Genomic DNA, 18,112 nt, shown 5'->3' with positions numbered 1-18,112 from the left:
GACTGTGGTAACTGCTTTGAACTTAAATCTAGGAACCAAGCGGTTTTTTAGTTTTAAATTATACTTTAACTCCAACTCTAACTTCGTCGAATTCACGTCAATGCATCTACAGTAATCCGTGCAGGAGTTACCAACAAAAAGATCCCCGGCTTCTTCAATAAGTCGGGAATCTGAGCCTCTCGGTGAGAGTAAATCAAATAAAGAATTATATTTGTATCAATTAGATTAAAATATAATTTTCATCTATCAAAAGTATGAAATATTATAAATAGAAGAATTTTTTATATCTAAAGAAATTAAATACAAATACTTAATTTAAAAGCATACTTCTAGCAGAAGATATAAAAATATTAGACATATTAAATTAAAATAAATATTAATCAAAGTTTTTAAACAATTCCGGGAAGTGTGCTAGATACGAACTTGGAACAGCCTAAAACTTTGTTAAAATCAGCAACACACAAACTATGAACTCTACCACCGAAAAACGTATCGCCTTGATTTCCGTCCACGGAGACCCAGCGATTGAAATAGGGAAAGAAGAAGCTGGGGGACAAAATGTTTATGTGCGCCAGGTAGGTGAAGCACTAGCGCAGCTAGGATGGCAAGTTGATATGTTCACCCGCAAGGTAAGTCTAGAGCAAGACTTGATTGTTCAACACAGGGACAATTGTCGAACTATTCGTTTAAAAGCTGGCCCCCTTGAATTTGTGCCACGAGATGAGATTTTTGAATATCTGCCAGAATTTGTGGATAATTTGCTCAAATTTCAAGTAAAAAATGACATTACATATCAGTTAGTTCATACTAACTACTGGCTCTCTAGTTGGGTGGGGATGCAGTTGAAGAAAATCCAAGAGAGTAAACAGGTTCACACATACCACTCATTAGGAACAGTCAAGTACAACACCATAGAAAAAGAAAATATTCCCCTGATTGCAAGTGTGCGATTAGCAGTGGAAAAAGATGTGTTGGAAATAGCAGAGCGAATTGTGGCGACAAGTCCGCAAGAAAAGGAACATATGCGATCGCTCGTTTCCACTAAAGGCAATATCGACATCATTCCCTGCGGTGCTGATATTCAGCGCTTTGGTTCGATTGCACGAGAAGCAGCCAGACATGAATTGGGTATTGACAAAGAAGCGAAAGTTGTATTATATGTAGGACGTTTTGACCCACGCAAAGGTATAGAAACCTTGGTGCGTGCAGTAAACGAGTCTGCGCTAGGCGACTCCAACAATCTCCAGCTAATTATTGGTGGTGGTAGTACTCCAGGTAACAGCGACGGCATAGAACGCGATCGCATTGAGCAAATCGTCAACGAATTGGGGATGAGCGACTTTACCATCTTTGCTGGTCGTCTGAGTCAAGATATTCTGCCAACTTATTACGCAGCTGCTGATGTTTGCGTTGTTCCCAGTCACTACGAACCCTTTGGACTCGTAGCGATCGAAGCGATGGCAAGCCGTACACCAGTTGTAGCTAGTGATGTCGGCGGACTTCAGTTTACTGTGGTTCACGAAGAAACTGGTTTATTAGCAGCAGCACAAGATGTAGATGCTTTTGCGTCTGCCATTGACAGAATTATCTTAAATCCAGAGTGGCGAGATGAATTGGCTAAAGCTGGCAGAAAGCGTGTCGAAAGCAAGTTTAGTTGGCATGGCGTAGCAATTCAGTTGAGTGAACTTTATACTCAACTGTTGGAGCAACCAGCCGAAGAACCCTCATTATTACTTGCTAAATAATCTTCCAAGTAACCGAATACGGTTCGGATAACGATCATCTACATACCGATAACTTCTGTAGAGACGCAAAATTTGCGTCTCTTTTAGTGCTTCTGGGATGCCCGCCTGCGTACTGCCAGCGCGGCTGAAAATCCTTCTTTGAGCCGCTCTGCCTGATCTTCAGCGTGGGAATCAGCACCTGACTGTCGGGCTTGGCGCTGTAACGGAGCCGAGATGGCAATCCTCTCCTGCTCGTAAGTACGTAGAGCAACGCCGAGTTGTTCCTCATCACCTAGATCAATACCGGCTAGAACCTTAGCCAAGGCTACCACATCCTGTATGGCCATAGTTGTGCCCAATCCTAACGATGGCCGCATCGGGTGGGCCGCATCACCCAGCAGGGTAACGCGTCTCAAGTCCCCCCACTGCGGCACTGGTTCCCTGTCGAAGACACCAGTTTCGATGATCGCCTCAGGCTCAGTGGCTCGAATCACAGTTTCAACCAGAGGGGGCCATTGCTCAAATATTTGGAGTACTGTCTCTAGCGGTGATGAACTTTTCGAGTGATTCAAACGTAGGGCTGTGCCACCCCAGGCAAGCAATTCCGTACCAGCATCCATTATCCAGAAGTTCTTTTTTTCTCCAACCACAAGTTGAAATCCAGCAGATTCAACGAAGGGAGCGGCAAGTGGGGGCAAGTTTTTCCGCTTCACAATCCCCCTCCAGGTCATGGTTCCTGTATAAAGAGGGGCACCATCTGCAACGGTAATAGTTCTCACCGCAGAGTTATAACCGTCGGCACCAATTAGAAGTCGGGCACAGACATCTTCCTGTTGACGGAACTTCAAACGCAATTGCTCTTGCCCCTGGACTGAATTCCGAGTGAAACCGATGAGGGTATGGTTGAGATGAAGTGATACCGTCGCGGGCAGTGCTTTATAAAGACAGGTCTGTAGGTTATACCAGCATAGCCAGGTGAAGCTTGTCCCGGCAAGCGGGGATTCATCAGCGAAAAGAACCTCGCCATTTGGCCGCATCAACATCTGCTGTTTGGGATTCACCCCCAACACCCGCACCTGCTGCGCCAGTTCGGCATCGATCTCTGCTAGGGCAGCATAGCCGGTATCACCCATCCCCAGCGCAGCACCAATTGGTCGCAACAGGCGGGCTTGCTCAAAAACCCCGATCGAGAAGCCAAGTCGTGCTAAAGCATGAGCGGCACAGAGTCCACCTGGCCCGGCTCCAATGATAGCGACATCCAAAACATTATCGGTCGAATTGACTTCAATCATCCCGTGAACCTTGTTCCAAAGCATGACTTTAGTGATTAATTTGAACGAGGAGCATTATCACATACGATACCAAAAAGTGGGTTCCGACTCAGGAAAAATGGGGCAATGCAGTGATTAATGTGAATAAAGTTTTGCTCAATTACCCGCAGTGGTATGCCAGCGTTACTCATCTGGGTTAAGGCAGTACGCCGAAAGCTGTGGGATGGCGGTGCGATCGCTATCACGTTTTTATTCTTAATAGTGGGAAGTGCTTTGAGAAAATTCCTGATAATTAGTGCGTAAAACCTGTGTAAGTTTTTTGAAAAACGAAAAAACTAACCATAAATATAGCGGTTCTCGTTTACGTGAGATACACCCGTAGGGGCACGGCACTGCCGTGCCCCTACACCTCGGAATATAATCTTGTACCGCATCTGAGTCGGAACCGCTATATCTCAAAACTTTATTCTCTTGTAGAAACTAGCCTGACTACTAGACTGGCGTAGGCATCGCACCCCATAAGTTAGTCACAAAGATACTTATACAGTTTTCAGAGATGTCTATTGAGCAACGTATCTAAACTAATCACGAAAAATAGAGAGTGGGATGGTAAATTAGAAAACTTATATATCCCTAATTTGATTAATATTTGAAATTTCTACTTACAAAATCCCAAAATCTAAATGACTGACAAACCCCCCCTAATTGAGTCAAATAATTCGTCGATCTACAGAGAATGCGGTTCATCAGAAACTTGACATCAGTAAATTTGACTTCCAATCAACCGCCTTGACTGATGGTAAATTTTAATTATATGTTCAACATAGTTAGGGGTGGGCTATGTGGTTGTGGGAAAAGGAATCGGTTGAGTACGAGGTATTTAATAAATATGAAGGAGCGCTGATAACTATTGGCGTTAATTTTGCAGATGCCGAAGTCCAAGATGCACTTGAAGATTGTTCGTATGATTTAGAGAATGCCTTGCGAAGTGCAATTGAATATACCCTGTGGTTGAGTGAACACGAGAAAGAAATTTTCCCCAATGCCTTATTAATCCGTGCGTTACAAGATAATTGGAAGCCTAAAGCATGGCGTGATGAATATTTAGAAAGGGAGATGTTCTATAAGCCTGGGCAACGGTGGTGGAATGCCTCAGAAAAAATGTGGGGACGCGATGTGCGGAATCAATTGGTTGTTGATGTATTTTGTGAGGACGGTAGAGAATTTATCAAATTCAGCAACGGTAAAGAGATCCTAGTAAAAACTGCATGGGTCTGGGGATGGGAACGATTGCTTGAATATGCCAGCCCAATACCTGTTTCATCGATATGGTAATTTAATTGACATAAGTATTTACTTGTGTGCGATTTCTGAAGCTGAATTTATCGCAGAATTCCTTGGAACAAGGGCAGACCAAAATGACTTATAGCGGTTTTCGTTTGGATGCAATACACTTTGACCTCACTTCCATTCCTCTCTCCTAAAAGGAGAGAGGCTTTGAATCTTACTCCCCAACGCTAGTAGGGAAGGGGCTGTTCTTGTTAGGTCTGTATTCCACTCAACTGAGAACTGCTATATGCAGTGTGCCCTTTGGGGCTAATCCTTTATCTAGGCTGGTGCATCAAGCCAGCGGCAGTTATGTGTTAACGACGACAAATAATTAATTTTTTATTTGACACAAAGGGTGTCCTCTGCGAAAAACTTATGAGCCGGAACTGTCAAATTATCAGGCAGGATTTTTTTATTAACTTTTATAAAAAATTGGCTGGTTCTGCATAAAACTTGTGCGTCCAACGTAAAGTAAGCAGGTACTAGCTTGACGAACATTAATAAATAGTCGTTTACTTGATCTGGTATTGCCTAACCATTGTTTAAAAACTACTGCTTATAAACTATTATTCGCCACAATTAGTCAAGGCACAGGTATTCTTAATACTAATGGCATTATTGATGGAGGGGAAGGATCTGATATCCTTACTGGCTATGGCACCAGCATTGGTATTCAAGGCGGTACGATTGATGGCGGAAACAGTAACGATTACTTCAAAGCCCGTCGAATTGATGATAGCGGTAATTCCGTTTCAGACCAAGGGGGCGCTATTGCCGATGTCTTGATTAAAGGTGGATATGGAGACGACATATTTGATGTTGGTTACGGTAATGCCACGATCGATGGTGGATTGGGATCGGACAAGCTAATTCTGGCTGATCTCAAAAGTGATTACATTATTACAGGCACCTCCAACAATTACACCTTTAAGCGTGATCAGTTCACATTGAATGTATTGAATGTTGAGGAAATTGCCTTTCTTGGCGTTCCTCTACAGGACAGTATGCTTGGGATTTCTCTTTAGGTATTTCCAACAAATAAATTATCCAATCTTGTGGAGTGGGCACGATGCCCACCCATAAGAAGTAGTTGGATGTTTTTTATCAACTGGTATTAATCAAATATTTAAATCGCGTAGAGCCAAACGAATTTGTTCTACACGCCTGCGATTAACACCAAGATCCGACTCTCCCACGCGAGATGCCGAACGCAGATGAATTACTGACTCATTGGGAGGTAAATAAAACTCTACATCATCAACAAATTTGAAGATGCGGCTTAAAGATAGAGCATGGATGTAATTAGCAGTCTGTTCTACAATTTCTGTGCGGGGAACAACAGTGAGAACTTTTAGTAAGATTTCTCTGGCTGCATTGTGGTCTACATGATAGGGAATCGGGTCGATAGCGTGTTTGTCATCAGCATTTTGACTGACAACACAGTTGTTTGAAGCGGGACAAGAACTCAGATGGCCATTATCAACTCCCAAACCAGAAGAGGCAGCCCAAGTAGCCCCAGTCAGTATGAAACTACTAATCAAACTTAGGAGTATTGCAAAAGTGATACTCAGTAGGAGTCGTTGTGCGATCGCACTTAGCAGACGGGACATGATAAATTTACGCCTCTTCTTTTAAATAGCACTTCCTTTATACATCCTCTTAAATCCAATTTCACAAACGTCTGACTATACTTGACTATGTGATTTGGAACTATACTGAGCATCGACCTTTGAACGCGAATGGCTATGCAACCAGTTGACTTCACCACACTTACAGCTACTTGTAGCGAAATCCGCGCTAACTGGCTGCCCTCGCGGACAGAACAGGTTTATCAGCGCGATCGCTACACTATTGCCATAGCATTACGCACCCTGAAACAACGGGATTGGCTACAGATTTCTTGGCATCCCCAAGCTGCACATATTTGTATCGGCGATCCACCACCGCGATCGCCAGATACCTTCACCTTTAGCCAACAACTGATACACCAATTGGGTGGTTTGGCACTAGTAGGAATTGAAGCGATCGCCCCTTGGGAGCGTGTTATTGATTTGCAATTTGCCCGTCGTCCCGGAGAAATCGCCCTGTATCATGTCTATGCAGAAATCATGGGCAAATATAGCAACGTCATCCTCACCGACGCGAGCAATATAATTATCACCGCAGCCCATCAAGTCAGTCAGCAACAATCTAGTGTCCGCCCCATCCAAACCGGACAACCTTATGAAACACCACCGAAACTGACTGGAACTGTCCCCAGTTTCAGCGAATCCCAAGAACGTTGGCAAGAACGAGTAAGTTTAGTGCCAGGAGCAATCAAGCGGCAATTGCTGAAAAGTTATAGTGGTTTGAGTGCAGCGCTGCTGGAGTTAATGCTGCTAGAAGCAAATATCGCACCAGAAACATCCACCGATAGCCTTAACCCTAACGATTGGCAACGGCTATTTGAGCGTTGGCAAGAATGGCTGCAAGCCTTGGATTCCAGTAAATTTCAACCCGCTTGGACAAAAGATGGCTACACCGTAATCGGTTGGGGTGCAGTTGAAAACGTCAAAAATATCCAGGAGTTGCTTAACCGCTACTACAGTAACCAGATCAACGAACAGTTATTTTCCCAATTGCGCCATCAGTTGAGTCAGAAATTGCATAATATTCTGGTGAAATTACGTAATAAAGCTCAAACCTTTAAGACGCGCTTGCAGCAATCAGATCAAGCTGATGAGTATCGACAAAAAGCTGATTTATTGATGGCTCACCTGCAAAATTGGGAACCGGGGATGAAGGAAATTATCCTTGCTGATTTTGATACAAATTTGCCAGTTGCGATCGCTCTCCAACCAGATAAAAATGCCGTCCAAAATGCCCAAAGTCTTTACAAACAGCACCAAAAGCTCAAACGCGCTCGTGCTGCCGTGGAACCGCTATTGTTGTCAGTGCAGACAGAAATTGAGTATTTAGAGCAAGTAGAAGCTACGATCATTCAGATAGACAATTATCAAACAGCAGAAGATTTGCGAGCTTTAGAAGAAATCCGCGAAGAGTTGATTGGGCAAAAGTATCTAGAAGATCCAGAATACCGCAAGAGCAGCGCCAATGAAGCCCCCAGCACCAACTTTCATCGTTATCTTACCCCCGGTGGCTTTGAAGTATTAATCGGTCGCAACAATCGCCAGAATGACCAATTGACCTTTCGTGTAGCTGGCGATTATCACCTCTGGTTCCACGCTCAAGAAATTCCAGGCAGCCATGTGCTACTACGTCTAGAACCGGGTGCTGTTGCAGAAGAAGCTGATTTGCAATTTGTAGCCAATCTTGCCGCTTACTACAGTCGTGCCCGTCAAAGTGATCAAGTACCAGTAGTTTACACTCAGCTAAAACATGTCTACAAACCCAAAGGAGCAAAACCGGGAATTGCCATTTACAAGCAGGAGAGCATCCTCTGGGGAAAACCACAAATGGTCATTAGTCATTAGTCATTAGTCATTGAGCATGGTTATTCTTCTTGTCCCCTCATCCCGCTCATCCCGCTCATCCCCCCTGCTCCTCTACTCTCCCCCTTTTCTACCCTGCGATTTGCTGAATTATCCTGATGGATAGAAGCTTTTAAGCTTTGTTCGGATATTTTTTGATGAAGTTTCACGAAAAATCTGTGTTGACTGTTACAATATTGTTAAGAAAAGTTGCCCGTTGCATTTTGGGAACGCGCAATTGGGTTTTAACTCTCTTGAGAAGACAACGCAAAAAAAGATTTTCCAGACCAGCTGTGGGAGGCTGGTCTTTTTGTATTTAAATTCCTATATAGTCAAAGTTGTTGGACTATCCGTTAGAGAACTTTTGCTGTAAAGATGGGATGTATGCCCTTGGTACATCAATAGTAATTTTGAGCTAAGGAAAAATGTAAGGTTAAATACGTTTTTAACTTACAAAAAGCTCTAAGATAGTATGCTAATAGTATGAATAATCTTCTTAATAGCTGACACTATTGTTATGGCCTAATTATGTGCCAATTGCTCGGAATGAACTGCAATGTTCCAACGGATATTTGCTTTTCTTTTGAAGGGTTTTCTGCACGCGGAGGAAAAACGGATGATCATAGCGACGGTTGGGGCATTGCTTTCTTTGAAGGAAAGGGATGTCGAATGTTTTTAGATGCCCAACCTTCTGTTGCTTCTCCAGTAGCGGAGTTCGTGCGGAGTTATCCCATCCACTCAACCCATGTCATAGCTCATATCCGCAAAGCGACTCAGGGTGAAGTTGCCCTACACAACTGCCATCCTTTCCGCAGAGAATTATGGGGTCAGTATTGGGTGTTTGCCCATAATGGTAATTTGCCAAATTTTGAACCGGAGAATTTGGGCTTTTATCAAGCCGTAGGTGACACCGATAGCGAAAAAGCATTCTGTATGATGCTAGAAACATTGCGATCGCGCTTTCCTGAGGGTAAGCCTGACATAAAAGAACTGTACCATGTGCTGCAAGAAATTACTGATATAATTGCGAAGTTAGGTATATTTAATTACTTATTATCAGATGGAAAACACTTTTTTGCTTATTGCTCAACTAAACTCAGCTACATAGTTCGTCAAGCGCCGTTTGCAGCTGCCCATTTAATTGATCAAGACATGACCGTAGATTTTCGGGAAGTGACTACTGAACGCGATCGCGTCGCTGTGATTGCTACCACTCCCCTCACTGACAACGAAATTTGGACACAAATCCAACCGGGAGAATTACTAGTTTTTCAGGACGGATTGCCTCTGAAATATGCATTCACTTAAGAATCTGATTCTGTTAGCGAATTCAAAAATTAACCAGATATTTTTCCCATTTAGATACTTTCTAGATGGGTTTTGTTTTTCATGCTTTTCATATTCAGTAATTTACAGTCAATTTTCAGGTAAATAGACACGCTATTTAGGGACACAGTAATACTCATACGTGTCAACTTCAGGTAAAAGCTAGTAAGCAAAAAAGTTTTAATATATTGCCTCGTTCCTAGTCTCTGACTAGGAATGCCCTCTGTAAGGCTCTGCCTTACTTCCTCGCGGCAGAACCGCAAAAACAAGCATTTCCTTCTTAGACCTGGAAACGAGGTTTGAAAAGGGTTTCAGCTTCAGTTAACACGCATGAGGAATATTCTCTATAACAGATGTATTTCACTGTTGTAATTTACCAATTTATACAACTCTCTCCCAACTTAGTTGTTACCAATTTATATAAAAAATACCGCTTTTCTTGGTATAAAATCTATAGCTTTACACTGAATTATATCTAGATTAATATAGTTTAAAAATGCTGTAGCTCTTGTTTTACAAGAGCTACAGTATTTTTTAGCTATTGTAAGCATACTTGCAAAAAATGTATTACTAACAACATAAAGATAAAATATCTAATGACTACTACTCAATTAGTATTCCTCATTGCAATTTTCTTTATAACAAGTGTCATAAGTGTCATTACAGGCAGCACTTCTTTAATTACCGTTCCTGTAATGTTGCAATTGAGTATTGAACCGCGTACTGCTCTTGCGACCAATATGCTGGCATTAACCTTTATGAGTGTTGGTGGTACATTGCCTTTTATTGGTAAAAAAGCAATTGACCACAGTCGCTTACCAATAATGATTTTCTTAACGCTTTTAGGCTCAATTATCGGTGCATTTCTTGTTTTAGTTGTACCTTCAAAATCGATGCCTTTGATTATCTCGATTTTGATGATTGTGGTTGCCGTGTTTTCAATCAGCAATCGGAATGCTGGAATCGTTTCCAGAATAAAGAGTCGATCACGAATAGCAGAAATTGGTGGATATGTGGCAACTTTTGTGCTTGGTATTTATGGTGGTTTCTTTAGTGGTGGCTATGTCACCATGCTCACAGCAGCTTATGTCAGTCTATTTAAGATGACGTTTGTTCAGGCGGTAGCAAACACAAAGTTTATCAATATTTTTTCTTCGCTGATTGCCACCATTATTTTCTTTATACAGGGAATAGTTGATTACAAACTAGGTATTATTCTGAGTATTACTATGTTTATCGGTGGAATCGTCGGCTCGCGGGTTGCCCTTAGACTAAGCAACATCTGGTTGCGGCGTATATTCCTCACAACAGTAATTGCCCTTGCACTCAAGACGTTACTTGATTTTGTTGCACTGCATTGAGCGAAGCCCATCGCTAGAATAAACTATCCTCAAAAAATTAGCTATTCCCTAGCAATTTGCTTGATACATAAGCTAGCTGATTGCGATGCCTACGGCGAGCTGCGCCTACGCAACTTGATAGTTGGAAGTAAAGTATTTCTAATTTCTCACAGAACTGGTAGAATCACCATATTCTTGATAAAGAATGTGAGGTTTTTTGGTGTTTGCAACTAGATAGATGGAATCATCCAGTATGATAAACACTATATAACTGTATTCCCATCAATTATTTGTAGATTTAGTGGAGAAAATAGAATGAATTTGTGGCAACTCCTACTGAAAAGGTTACAAGCGATGCCGTTCGCGGAGCGTCTCCAAGAGTTGGCGGGCTACGCCTTCAATAGAACGTATCGGTTCAGACTAAGTTCGCTCAAAGGCTTTGTATCACTCTTTTTAGTCGGTACAGTATTGAGTGTAGCGCTTGCCGCCTGCTCTGGTGGAAGTCAGAATAATTCTTCCACACAAACGCCTACTGCTAATCCTGTTTCTGCAACCAAGGAAAATGTTGAATTAACTCTTGTGTCGTTTGCAGTTACCAAAGCGGCTCACGAAGCGATCATTCCTAAGTTTGTAGAACAGTGGAAGAAAGATCATAATCAAACTGTCGTCTTCAAGCAAAGCTATGGCGGATCTGGTTCCCAAACTCGCGCCGTTATCGATGGTTTGGAAGCAGATGTTGTTCACTTGGCATTGTCTGGAGACACTTCTAAGATTGAGAAAGCTGGATTGATTCAGTCAGGATGGGAGAAAGAAGTTCCCAATAATGGTATTGTCTCTAAAACTGTGGCAGCATTAGTAACTCGTCCAGGTAATCCTAAAGGAATCAAGACTTGGGAAGATTTGGCAAAAGGTGGTATAAAACTGATTACTGCTGACCCCAAGACATCAGGTATTGCTAGGTGGAATTTCCTGGCGCTTTGGAACTCCGTGATTAAAACTGGTGGAGATGAGGCTAAAGCTACTGAATTTGTGACCAAGGTTTACAATAATGTGCCAATCCTGACCAAGGATGCGCGGGAAGCCACAGACACATTTGCCAAGCAGGGTCAGGGGGATGCCTTGATCAACTATGAAAATGAAATTATCTTGGCACAACAAAAAGGCCAAAAGGTTGAGTATGTCGTTCCCGATGTGAATATATCCATCGACAATCCGATCGCTGTGGTAGATAAAAACGTTGACAAGCACGGAACCCGCGAAGTTGCTGAAGGTTTTGTCAAATACCTCTATAGCCCCTCAGCACAGCAAGAGTTTGTCAAATTCGGATTTCGACCTGTGGATGAAACTTTAGCTCAAACTAAAGAAGTCACAGACAAATTTCCCAAGGTGAAAAGTTTGGGTACAGTTGCAGACTTCGGCGGTTGGGAAGCAATTGATAAAAAGTTCTTCGCAGATGGGGGACTGTTTGATAAGATTCAAGCCCAAAAGAAACGGTAATTAGTCATTAATCAATGGTCGGTAGCTAGTAGAAAAAACAATCGACCATTGATAAAAAACTTTTTTTGAATTTTAAATTTTGAATTTTTGACTATGACGACTGTATCTCCTTCTGTGCAAGTGGAACGTAAAACACCGTTCTGGAAGAAATTGGGGCGCGTTCCCTGGACTTGGCGAATCACCATAGGATACCTGACGGTGATGTTATTTATACCCATAATTGCCATGTTCCTGAAAGCGAGTACGGAAACTCCGGCGAGATTTTGGGCGATCGCAACCAGTGATATTGCATTAGCTACATATAACGTCACTTTTTTTACAGCCATATTTGCTGCCTTACTCAATGGCGTATTTGGCACTCTGATTGCTTGGGTTCTGGTTCGCTACGACTTTCCCTTAAAACGCTTGATTGATGCCACAGTAGATTTACCCTTTGCACTGCCAACTTCGGTAGCCGGGTTAACCCTGGCAACAGTTTACAGCGATAATGGCTGGATAGGTTCGCTACTAGCACCACTGGGAATTAAGGTAGCTTTTACACGCACGGGAGTAGCGGTGGCAATGATATTTATCTCACTACCTTTTATCGTGAGGACTGTGCAACCTGTGCTTCAGGAAATGGAACGTGAAATTGAAGAAGCCGCCTGGTGTCTAGGTGCTTCTCAATGGCAGACCTTCTGGAAAGTGATTTTGCCGCCTTTATTTCCGACAATTTTAACTGGTGTTGCTTTGGGTTTCTCCCGTGCAGTTGGAGAGTATGGTTCGACTGTGATTATTTCTTCCAATACGCCATTCCAAGATTTGATTGCACCTGTGCTGATTTTCCAGCGCTTAGAGCAGTATGACTATTCTGGTGCAACAGTAATTGGTATAGTTTTACTATCAATTTCCTTGGTACTGCTGTTGGCAATTAATTTCTTACAAGCATGGGCAAGGCGATATGACAGTAGATAAGCCAAGTTTTCACTCATCTGCATCTGATACAGATACAGCCAAGCCTAAAGAGCAGAAGAGTTGGGTGCCAATAGTTTTAATTGGTATAGCGATCGCCTATTTAGCTCTGGTTCAATACATCCCTGCAATCAACGTTTTTGTCCAAGCCTTCAGCAAAGGAGTTGGGCCATTTCTATCCAACCTGACGCGGCCAGCTTTTCTCCATGCAGCTTGGCTGACGCTATGGTTAGCTTTGATTTCTCTGCCTGTAAATACAGTATTTGGGCTATGTGCAGCTTGGGCGATCGCTCGCCACAAATTTCCCGGACGCGCCGTAGTTTTGAGCATAATTGACCTACCCTTTTCGATTTCGCCCGTAGTCGCAGGATTGATGATTGTACTCCTGTACGGTCGAAATGGCTGGTTTGGCCCTTGGCTCCAAGCCCATGATATCAAGATTGTCTTTGCCTTTCCAGGTATGGTGCTAGCTACAGCATTTGTAAGTATGCCGTTTGTGGCACGAGAAGTGATTCCTGTTTTAGAGGAATTTGGTAAGGATCAAGAAGAAGCTGCTAGAACTCTAGGTGCGAAAGATTGGCAGATATTTTTGCGCGTCACCCTGCCCAGTATCCGTTGGGGCTTACTGTACGGTTTAATTTTGACCAATGCCAGAGCAATGGGTGAATTCGGCGCAGTTTCGGTGGTGTCTGGCAACATTGCTGACCAAACCCAGAGCCTACCACTGTTTGTAGAAGATGCTTACAAACAGTATGAAACCGAGGCTGCTTTTTCTGCGGCTGTACTGTTGGCGCTGCTAGCAGTAGTAACCTTAGTGCTGAAGGAGATTGTGGAACGTAAAACCAGCATTAAAGATGTTGAATAGAATCAAGCGATTATAGTTATCCTTTGAATAGGATACAAGCAAATCATGGGACATGGTACGATCTACCTAGTACCTATCAGGAAATTACCATTAGGGTTAAGGACAGTTCTGTACCAATCCCGATCAGGGATTGAAATAATTCAGATATGGCTACTGACAATACACTTACCAATAAACGGATTCGCCTCAGAATTCCCAAGGATTATCACCAGGAACCTGTGATTTCTCGCCTGGTGTCTGACTATGGACTGACTGTAAATATCACCGCAGCAATTTTGGGAGCCAATGCTGTCGGTGATGGTTGGTTTGACCTTGAACTACAAGGAACAGATGCACAAATTCAGAGCGGGTTAACCTATCTTCGCGACTTGGAGTTGGAAGTCTGGGATGACACTAAAGCAAGCGATTGGTAAAGGTTATAGCAACACATTCTAGTGGCGCACAGCTAGCTGTGCGCCACTATTGAAGATTTTGGTTCAAATGTCTGAAACCCTTGCCAACAGGTAATTACGTTAGCGTAGCGGGGCGTAGCCCATTACGAATTCCGCCTTGCGGTACTAGTGGGTCGTCTACAAAAGGATATACCAAATACCGTTATTATTTTGATGTAAAATACGGTATCTTTGCTCAATAAATTCCAGCATTTTGGGAAACTTTTCTTTAATGGTAGGCTGCTGAATATAATCAATAAAGATATAAGGAGGCTTTGATGAATCTAACTGCTGTAGAAGTTCTGTCCATTGCTCAGGTAGAAAATATTCAAGTGCCCAACCACGCAGTGATGTTGCCTGAGTCCGACCAGAGAAGTAGTAAATAGATGGATCACCAGCTACATAAATCTCACCAGGAAGACTTCCTGGTTGAGAGATAAAGTTAGCCTCTGAACGAAGAGATGGATATTTTGGTCTAAAAATAGTCTGATATTTCAATCGTGTATTTTCAGCTAAAGCAAAATTGTTATTAACCAGAAAAACACTCTTTTTTGTAATAGTGTACGAGAAAGGGAACATAAATAAAAATATGAGCAAAATTGTAGTAAGCGGAGAACTCAATTCTTTTAAAGGCTGCCATAATACATCTAATCCTTTAGTTGCTAAAATACCTACAGGTACAAATAATAGTAAATAATGGTACTCCCAGAATGCCCCACGTTGTAGAACAATAACACCCCAACCAAAAATACACCAAACAACAAGTAGCAAAGTCAATATATTCTTCGACTTCCGCAATGATACATCTACCCCAACAATAGCCACTAAAAGTAGAGGGTAAAAACTATTTAAGAACCATTTGATTCCGAAAAAAAACTCATTTGGATCAAATCGTGAGTTCGCAAGAATCCGAGGTGGATCTAAAAAGAATGTCTGATACAAAATTGATAAACTATTAAACCAGGCAAAGTAGCTAACAACAAATAGAATAGGAAATATAATACCTATAAAAATTGGAAGACAGATTTCTACAAAAAGTTTTTGAATTGTCTGCCGTTTTATTACTAGAGAATATATCAGGAGAGTTAGCCAAAAAGAAAGTAATATTAGCAACAATATTAATTTAAATATGATGAGAATTCCACCAATAAAGCCTGACAGTAAAATTAGAAAAAATCTTTGCTTCCCTTCATATTTAAAAGATTGATAAGTCAGCCAAAGACAAATGAATAAAGGAAAACCAACCAGTGCTTCCACTTGAGTAAGATGCCAAGCCCCTGAAACAGTATAGTAAACGCCAACCGTTAACAAAGGTACTAGACTTGCGATTATCTGATGCCGAAAATAGCTTTTGAGAGTCAGCAACAATATTATCGAAAAAAACACCATGTAAATAAGTTCAAAAACATGGATGCCAATCTCATTAAAACCAAATAAAGTTCCCGCCAAAAAATAAAAGTAAAAAATCCCTGGTTGCTTCACATCCCAAAAATCACGATAGAGTACCTTTCCTTGTTGCATTTCCAAAGCACCTAGCCTAAAAAATGCTTGATCTCCGTCAAATGGAAAAGGTAAATGTATAAGACCAATTATCACAATCACAATCAAAATTAGAAAGTCAATTCTATTTAATTTAGTAATACTAATCATTAAATTTTATAATCCAAACTTAAGCCATTATTTTATACTGAATATTATTCTAACACAGTAAACCTAAACTCGATTTTGTGATATGAGTGGGCTTCGTCGGCTATAAATCAAACCCAGCAATGGTTATGAAGGATTAATCGCAGGGTTTTAAACCCTGATAACTACCGTATAGCGCGATATAATTATGGTGTACTTTTATGCTTTAAGGCTTGCTTGCAGTTATTTCACGTATCAAGGTGCTAGACAGTTCTTAATAAGCGATAGAAATTAGTTTTTCAAAATCTTGTCAACATACTCTTTTCCCTATTTCAATGCTATTTACTTGATACTTGCAGTATGCCCACTAGCAATACGGTTCGGTTAAGGCAAGAGACGCGATAAATCGCCGTCTCTACAAAGGACTGATTATTGTAAAGACGGCGATTTATCGCGTCTTTGCGATTAGCGGCGTATCATCAAAAAACCTTATCCGAACCGTATTAGGCGATCGCCTAAGCATAATTTAGGTTAATTTGCCAATTGTTTTTTTGCAGCCTTTGTGGTAATTTGCTTTACATAACAACTAAGTCCATTAAATCGATATAGTTACCGTAGTTTAATAAGAGCCAAAAAGATGAAAATCTCTATGAGGCTGATATCCAACCAGGTACAGTTGAGTTCTGGAGGCACGGGATCAGCAAGATTCTCTGCCGAACTCAAAAATTGCGTAGGCGCAGCCCGCCAACTCTTGGAGACGCTCCGCGAACGGCATCGCTATTGGGAATTAATCTGATGTCTGCCACAAAATCTGTAGAACCTGCTTCAGTCCACAGCCGAATTCTCGTGCCTCAGAGGTATCACGGGCAACCTGTAATTTCCCGACTGGTGTCTCGTTATGGTTTAACCGTCAATATCAAAGCTGCATCCCTGACATCAGACAGTGACAGCGACGGCTGGTTTGATTTGCAACTTTCAGGAAATCCCGAAAAACTGACAAATAGCCTATCTTACTTGCAAGGATTGGGAGTGAATTTGCTGCAACTAGCGATCGCTAACCACATTCAACCCAACCAGCACTCTCTAACTTTCCCAAATCCAGCTAGCAAACTGAGTTCCAAAGGCTCTGCATCGCTGACAAATCAATGGCAAGAAGAATTCCAGCAATGGGTTTCTCTCGGTCAAACCAATCGATTGCGCTTGCAACTGTGCATCTTAAAAACTTATTATGAAGAACCGGTGATTTCGGAGTTAGTTTCTCGTTATGGACTAACAGTCAATATCACCAGTGCTAGGCTTCAACCCGATACGCAAGATGACGGCTGGTTTGACTTGGATTTGTGGGGGAGAACAAAGCAACTCTACTCTAGCCTGAGTTATTTAGAAAAACTGGGGCTACCGATTTGGCTGGATTTGTTTAGCGTTTATAGCGATCGCTAGCCAAATAATTCATAATTCATAATTCATAATTCATAATTTTTTGAGCCATCAAAGTTATTAGTAGGGTAATTATGAATTATGCTGAGGGCGATCGCTAGTTTTGCTGAAATAATTTAAATTTCGTAGTACCAAATTTCTTCTTCTCGCAGCACAATTCGATGCAGGGAGAGACGATTAATCAAGCCCTCTTGCTCAAACTGCCCAAGAACACGAGTGATAGTCACACGAGTTGAACCGAGCATTTCCGCCAAGTCTTCATGAGTCAGACGCATATCTATTAAACGTCCCTTCTCAACTTCCGAACCAAACTTTTTGGATAACCATGCCAACAGCTTGATAAGCATAGTATCCACTTTTTTATGGCTACGAATAATCATCAATTCTTGAGCCTGTTGGATATGGGCAAGTAGAGTTTCTGTTAGTTGAGTCCATTCCTCTAAGGGTAAGACTGTCGCTTCCACTTTAGTTAGGCATTCCATCTGATAAGGTTCTAATTTTGACAAAGCCTTACCAACGATATCTCCAGGGCCCCACAATCCCAGAGCGACGGTTGTACCATCTTCCAGATAGGTAAAAGTCCTGACAAAACCCGTTTCAATCTTCCAAAGACCGTTTTTATGCTCTGGCAAAAATGACCTACGGGCAAAAATTTGCTTAGTATTATTACTGATTGAGCTAGATAAGCTTGTGTACAAAGACACCATATTATATAACACTATTCTCCGATAAATTAACCGTAGTATTATATTTATATCAGGTTCTAAGAGGCTATGGGTATTTTAAAGAGGGGAGTGGGGAGTGGGGAGTGGGGAGTGGGGAGTGGGGAGTGGGGAGTGGGGAGT

Annotated in this window: 17 protein-coding genes; 12 read left to right on the top strand and 5 right to left on the bottom strand. The window is 41.9% G+C overall.

The annotated features are described in order from the left end of the window. Nucleotides 1-467 precede the first annotated feature (467 nt). A complete protein-coding gene (locus tag HWQ23_RS24520) occupies nt 468-1,745 on the top strand; it encodes a glycosyltransferase family 4 protein (RefSeq protein ID WP_292834050.1) in 1,278 nt (425 codons plus the stop codon). Between the two features lie 83 nt (nt 1,746-1,828). On the opposite strand, the gene HWQ23_RS24515 is transcribed toward HWQ23_RS24520, so the two are convergent. Next, complete coding sequence (locus HWQ23_RS24515; RefSeq protein ID WP_292834048.1) at nt 1,829-2,986, bottom strand: FAD-dependent oxidoreductase; 1,158 nt, start codon at nt 2,984-2,986, stop codon at nt 1,829-1,831. Between the two features lie 65 nt (nt 2,987-3,051). After that, the gene (locus HWQ23_RS33730; RefSeq protein ID WP_472850461.1) at nt 3,052-3,240 is read right to left on the bottom strand and encodes a hypothetical protein; all 189 of its coding nucleotides are present in this window, start codon (nt 3,238-3,240) and stop codon (nt 3,052-3,054) included. 595 nt (nt 3,241-3,835) lie between these two features. On the opposite strand from HWQ23_RS33730, the gene HWQ23_RS24505 reads away from it, so the two are divergent. Then, nucleotides 3,836-4,330, top strand: a complete 495-nt coding sequence (locus HWQ23_RS24505; RefSeq protein WP_292834046.1) for a hypothetical protein — start codon at nt 3,836-3,838, stop codon at nt 4,328-4,330. Nucleotides 4,331-4,851: 521 nt separating this feature from the next. Further along, complete coding sequence (locus HWQ23_RS24500) at nt 4,852-5,349, top strand: hypothetical protein (protein ID WP_292834043.1); 498 nt, start codon at nt 4,852-4,854, stop codon at nt 5,347-5,349. Between the two features lie 93 nt (nt 5,350-5,442). Here HWQ23_RS24500 and HWQ23_RS24495 read toward each other — a convergent pair whose 3' ends face one another. After that, nucleotides 5,443-5,934 carry a DUF1499 domain-containing protein gene (locus HWQ23_RS24495; protein WP_292834040.1) on the bottom strand — a complete coding sequence of 164 codons (492 nt, stop codon included), beginning with the start codon at nt 5,932-5,934 and terminating at the stop codon, nt 5,443-5,445. Between the two features lie 135 nt (nt 5,935-6,069). Between HWQ23_RS24495 and HWQ23_RS24490 the strand changes: the two genes are divergently transcribed. The 7 genes from HWQ23_RS24490 to HWQ23_RS24460 all read left to right on the top strand — a co-directional run bounded on the left by HWQ23_RS24490 (nt 6,070) and on the right by HWQ23_RS24460 (nt 14,186). Next, on the top strand, nt 6,070-7,797 hold the full coding sequence (locus tag HWQ23_RS24490; protein ID WP_292834234.1) for an Rqc2 family fibronectin-binding protein: 1,728 nt from the start codon (nt 6,070-6,072) through the stop codon (nt 7,795-7,797). A 525-nt stretch (nt 7,798-8,322) separates the two neighbouring features. Continuing rightward, complete coding sequence (locus HWQ23_RS24485; protein ID WP_292834037.1) at nt 8,323-9,102, top strand: class II glutamine amidotransferase; 780 nt, start codon at nt 8,323-8,325, stop codon at nt 9,100-9,102. A 614-nt stretch (nt 9,103-9,716) separates the two neighbouring features. Continuing rightward, a complete protein-coding gene (locus HWQ23_RS24480; protein ID WP_292834034.1) occupies nt 9,717-10,481 on the top strand; it encodes a sulfite exporter TauE/SafE family protein in 765 nt (254 codons plus the stop codon). Nucleotides 10,482-10,775: 294 nt separating this feature from the next. Then, nucleotides 10,776-11,957 carry a sulfate ABC transporter substrate-binding protein gene (locus tag HWQ23_RS24475; RefSeq protein ID WP_292834032.1) on the top strand — a complete coding sequence of 394 codons (1,182 nt, stop codon included), beginning with the start codon at nt 10,776-10,778 and terminating at the stop codon, nt 11,955-11,957. A gap of 93 nt (nt 11,958-12,050) precedes the next feature. Next, nucleotides 12,051-12,911 (top strand): sulfate ABC transporter permease subunit CysT, encoded by an 861-nt coding sequence (gene cysT, locus HWQ23_RS24470; protein WP_292834029.1) that lies wholly within the window; start codon nt 12,051-12,053, stop codon nt 12,909-12,911. Further along, on the top strand, nt 12,898-13,773 hold the full coding sequence (gene cysW / locus HWQ23_RS24465; protein WP_292834026.1) for a sulfate ABC transporter permease subunit CysW: 876 nt from the start codon (nt 12,898-12,900) through the stop codon (nt 13,771-13,773). Before cysT ends, cysW begins: the two co-directional genes overlap by 14 nt. A gap of 146 nt (nt 13,774-13,919) precedes the next feature. Beyond that, nucleotides 13,920-14,186, top strand: coding sequence for an NIL domain-containing protein (locus tag HWQ23_RS24460; protein WP_118168346.1), 267 nt, complete (start codon nt 13,920-13,922; stop codon nt 14,184-14,186). A gap of 156 nt (nt 14,187-14,342) precedes the next feature. Here HWQ23_RS24460 and HWQ23_RS24455 read toward each other — a convergent pair whose 3' ends face one another. Beyond that, nucleotides 14,343-15,854 (bottom strand): hypothetical protein, encoded by a 1,512-nt coding sequence (locus HWQ23_RS24455; protein ID WP_292834023.1) that lies wholly within the window; start codon nt 15,852-15,854, stop codon nt 14,343-14,345. A 613-nt stretch (nt 15,855-16,467) separates the two neighbouring features. Here HWQ23_RS24455 and HWQ23_RS24450 point away from each other — a divergent pair. Further along, complete coding sequence (locus HWQ23_RS24450) at nt 16,468-16,626, top strand: hypothetical protein (protein ID WP_292834020.1); 159 nt, start codon at nt 16,468-16,470, stop codon at nt 16,624-16,626. After that, on the top strand, nt 16,626-17,270 hold the full coding sequence (locus tag HWQ23_RS24445; RefSeq protein ID WP_292834018.1) for an NIL domain-containing protein: 645 nt from the start codon (nt 16,626-16,628) through the stop codon (nt 17,268-17,270). The genes HWQ23_RS24450 and HWQ23_RS24445 overlap by 1 nt, the downstream gene beginning before the upstream one ends. Before the next feature lie 113 nt (nt 17,271-17,383). Here HWQ23_RS24445 and HWQ23_RS24440 read toward each other — a convergent pair whose 3' ends face one another. Next, complete coding sequence (locus HWQ23_RS24440; RefSeq protein WP_292834015.1) at nt 17,384-17,974, bottom strand: Crp/Fnr family transcriptional regulator; 591 nt, start codon at nt 17,972-17,974, stop codon at nt 17,384-17,386. Nucleotides 17,975-18,112: the final 138 nt, after the last annotated feature.

It is taken from the genome of Nostoc sp. JL33 (assembly GCF_017114985.1).
Classification (GTDB): Bacteria; Cyanobacteriota; Cyanobacteriia; order Cyanobacteriales; family Nostocaceae; genus Nostoc.
Note: the sequence above shows the minus strand (reverse complement) of the source record. Positions and strands in the feature narration are given on the sequence as shown.

What these genes read in the sequence shown, in the direction of transcription:
- HWQ23_RS24455 (WP_292834023.1), bottom strand. Translation starts at nt 15,854, where the DNA reads ATGATTAGTATTACTAAATTAAATAGAATTGACTTTCTAATTTTGATT.
- HWQ23_RS24440 (WP_292834015.1), bottom strand. Translation starts at nt 17,974, where the DNA reads ATGGTGTCTTTGTACACAAGCTTATCTAGCTCAATCAGTAATAATACT.
- HWQ23_RS24490 (WP_292834234.1), top strand. Translation starts at nt 6,070, where the DNA reads ATGCAACCAGTTGACTTCACCACACTTACAGCTACTTGTAGCGAAATC.
- HWQ23_RS24480 (WP_292834034.1), top strand. Translation starts at nt 9,717, where the DNA reads ATGACTACTACTCAATTAGTATTCCTCATTGCAATTTTCTTTATAACA.
- cysT (WP_292834029.1), top strand. Translation starts at nt 12,051, where the DNA reads ATGACGACTGTATCTCCTTCTGTGCAAGTGGAACGTAAAACACCGTTC.
- HWQ23_RS24475 (WP_292834032.1), top strand. Translation starts at nt 10,776, where the DNA reads ATGAATTTGTGGCAACTCCTACTGAAAAGGTTACAAGCGATGCCGTTC.
- cysW (WP_292834026.1), top strand. Translation starts at nt 12,898, where the DNA reads ATGACAGTAGATAAGCCAAGTTTTCACTCATCTGCATCTGATACAGAT.
- HWQ23_RS24450 (WP_292834020.1), top strand. Translation starts at nt 16,468, where the DNA reads ATGAAAATCTCTATGAGGCTGATATCCAACCAGGTACAGTTGAGTTCT.
- HWQ23_RS24495 (WP_292834040.1), bottom strand. Translation starts at nt 5,934, where the DNA reads ATGTCCCGTCTGCTAAGTGCGATCGCACAACGACTCCTACTGAGTATC.
- HWQ23_RS24445 (WP_292834018.1), top strand. Translation starts at nt 16,626, where the DNA reads ATGTCTGCCACAAAATCTGTAGAACCTGCTTCAGTCCACAGCCGAATT.
- HWQ23_RS24505 (WP_292834046.1), top strand. Translation starts at nt 3,836, where the DNA reads ATGTGGTTGTGGGAAAAGGAATCGGTTGAGTACGAGGTATTTAATAAA.
- HWQ23_RS24520 (WP_292834050.1), top strand. Translation starts at nt 468, where the DNA reads ATGAACTCTACCACCGAAAAACGTATCGCCTTGATTTCCGTCCACGGA.
- HWQ23_RS24485 (WP_292834037.1), top strand. Translation starts at nt 8,323, where the DNA reads ATGTGCCAATTGCTCGGAATGAACTGCAATGTTCCAACGGATATTTGC.
- HWQ23_RS24460 (WP_118168346.1), top strand. Translation starts at nt 13,920, where the DNA reads ATGGCTACTGACAATACACTTACCAATAAACGGATTCGCCTCAGAATT.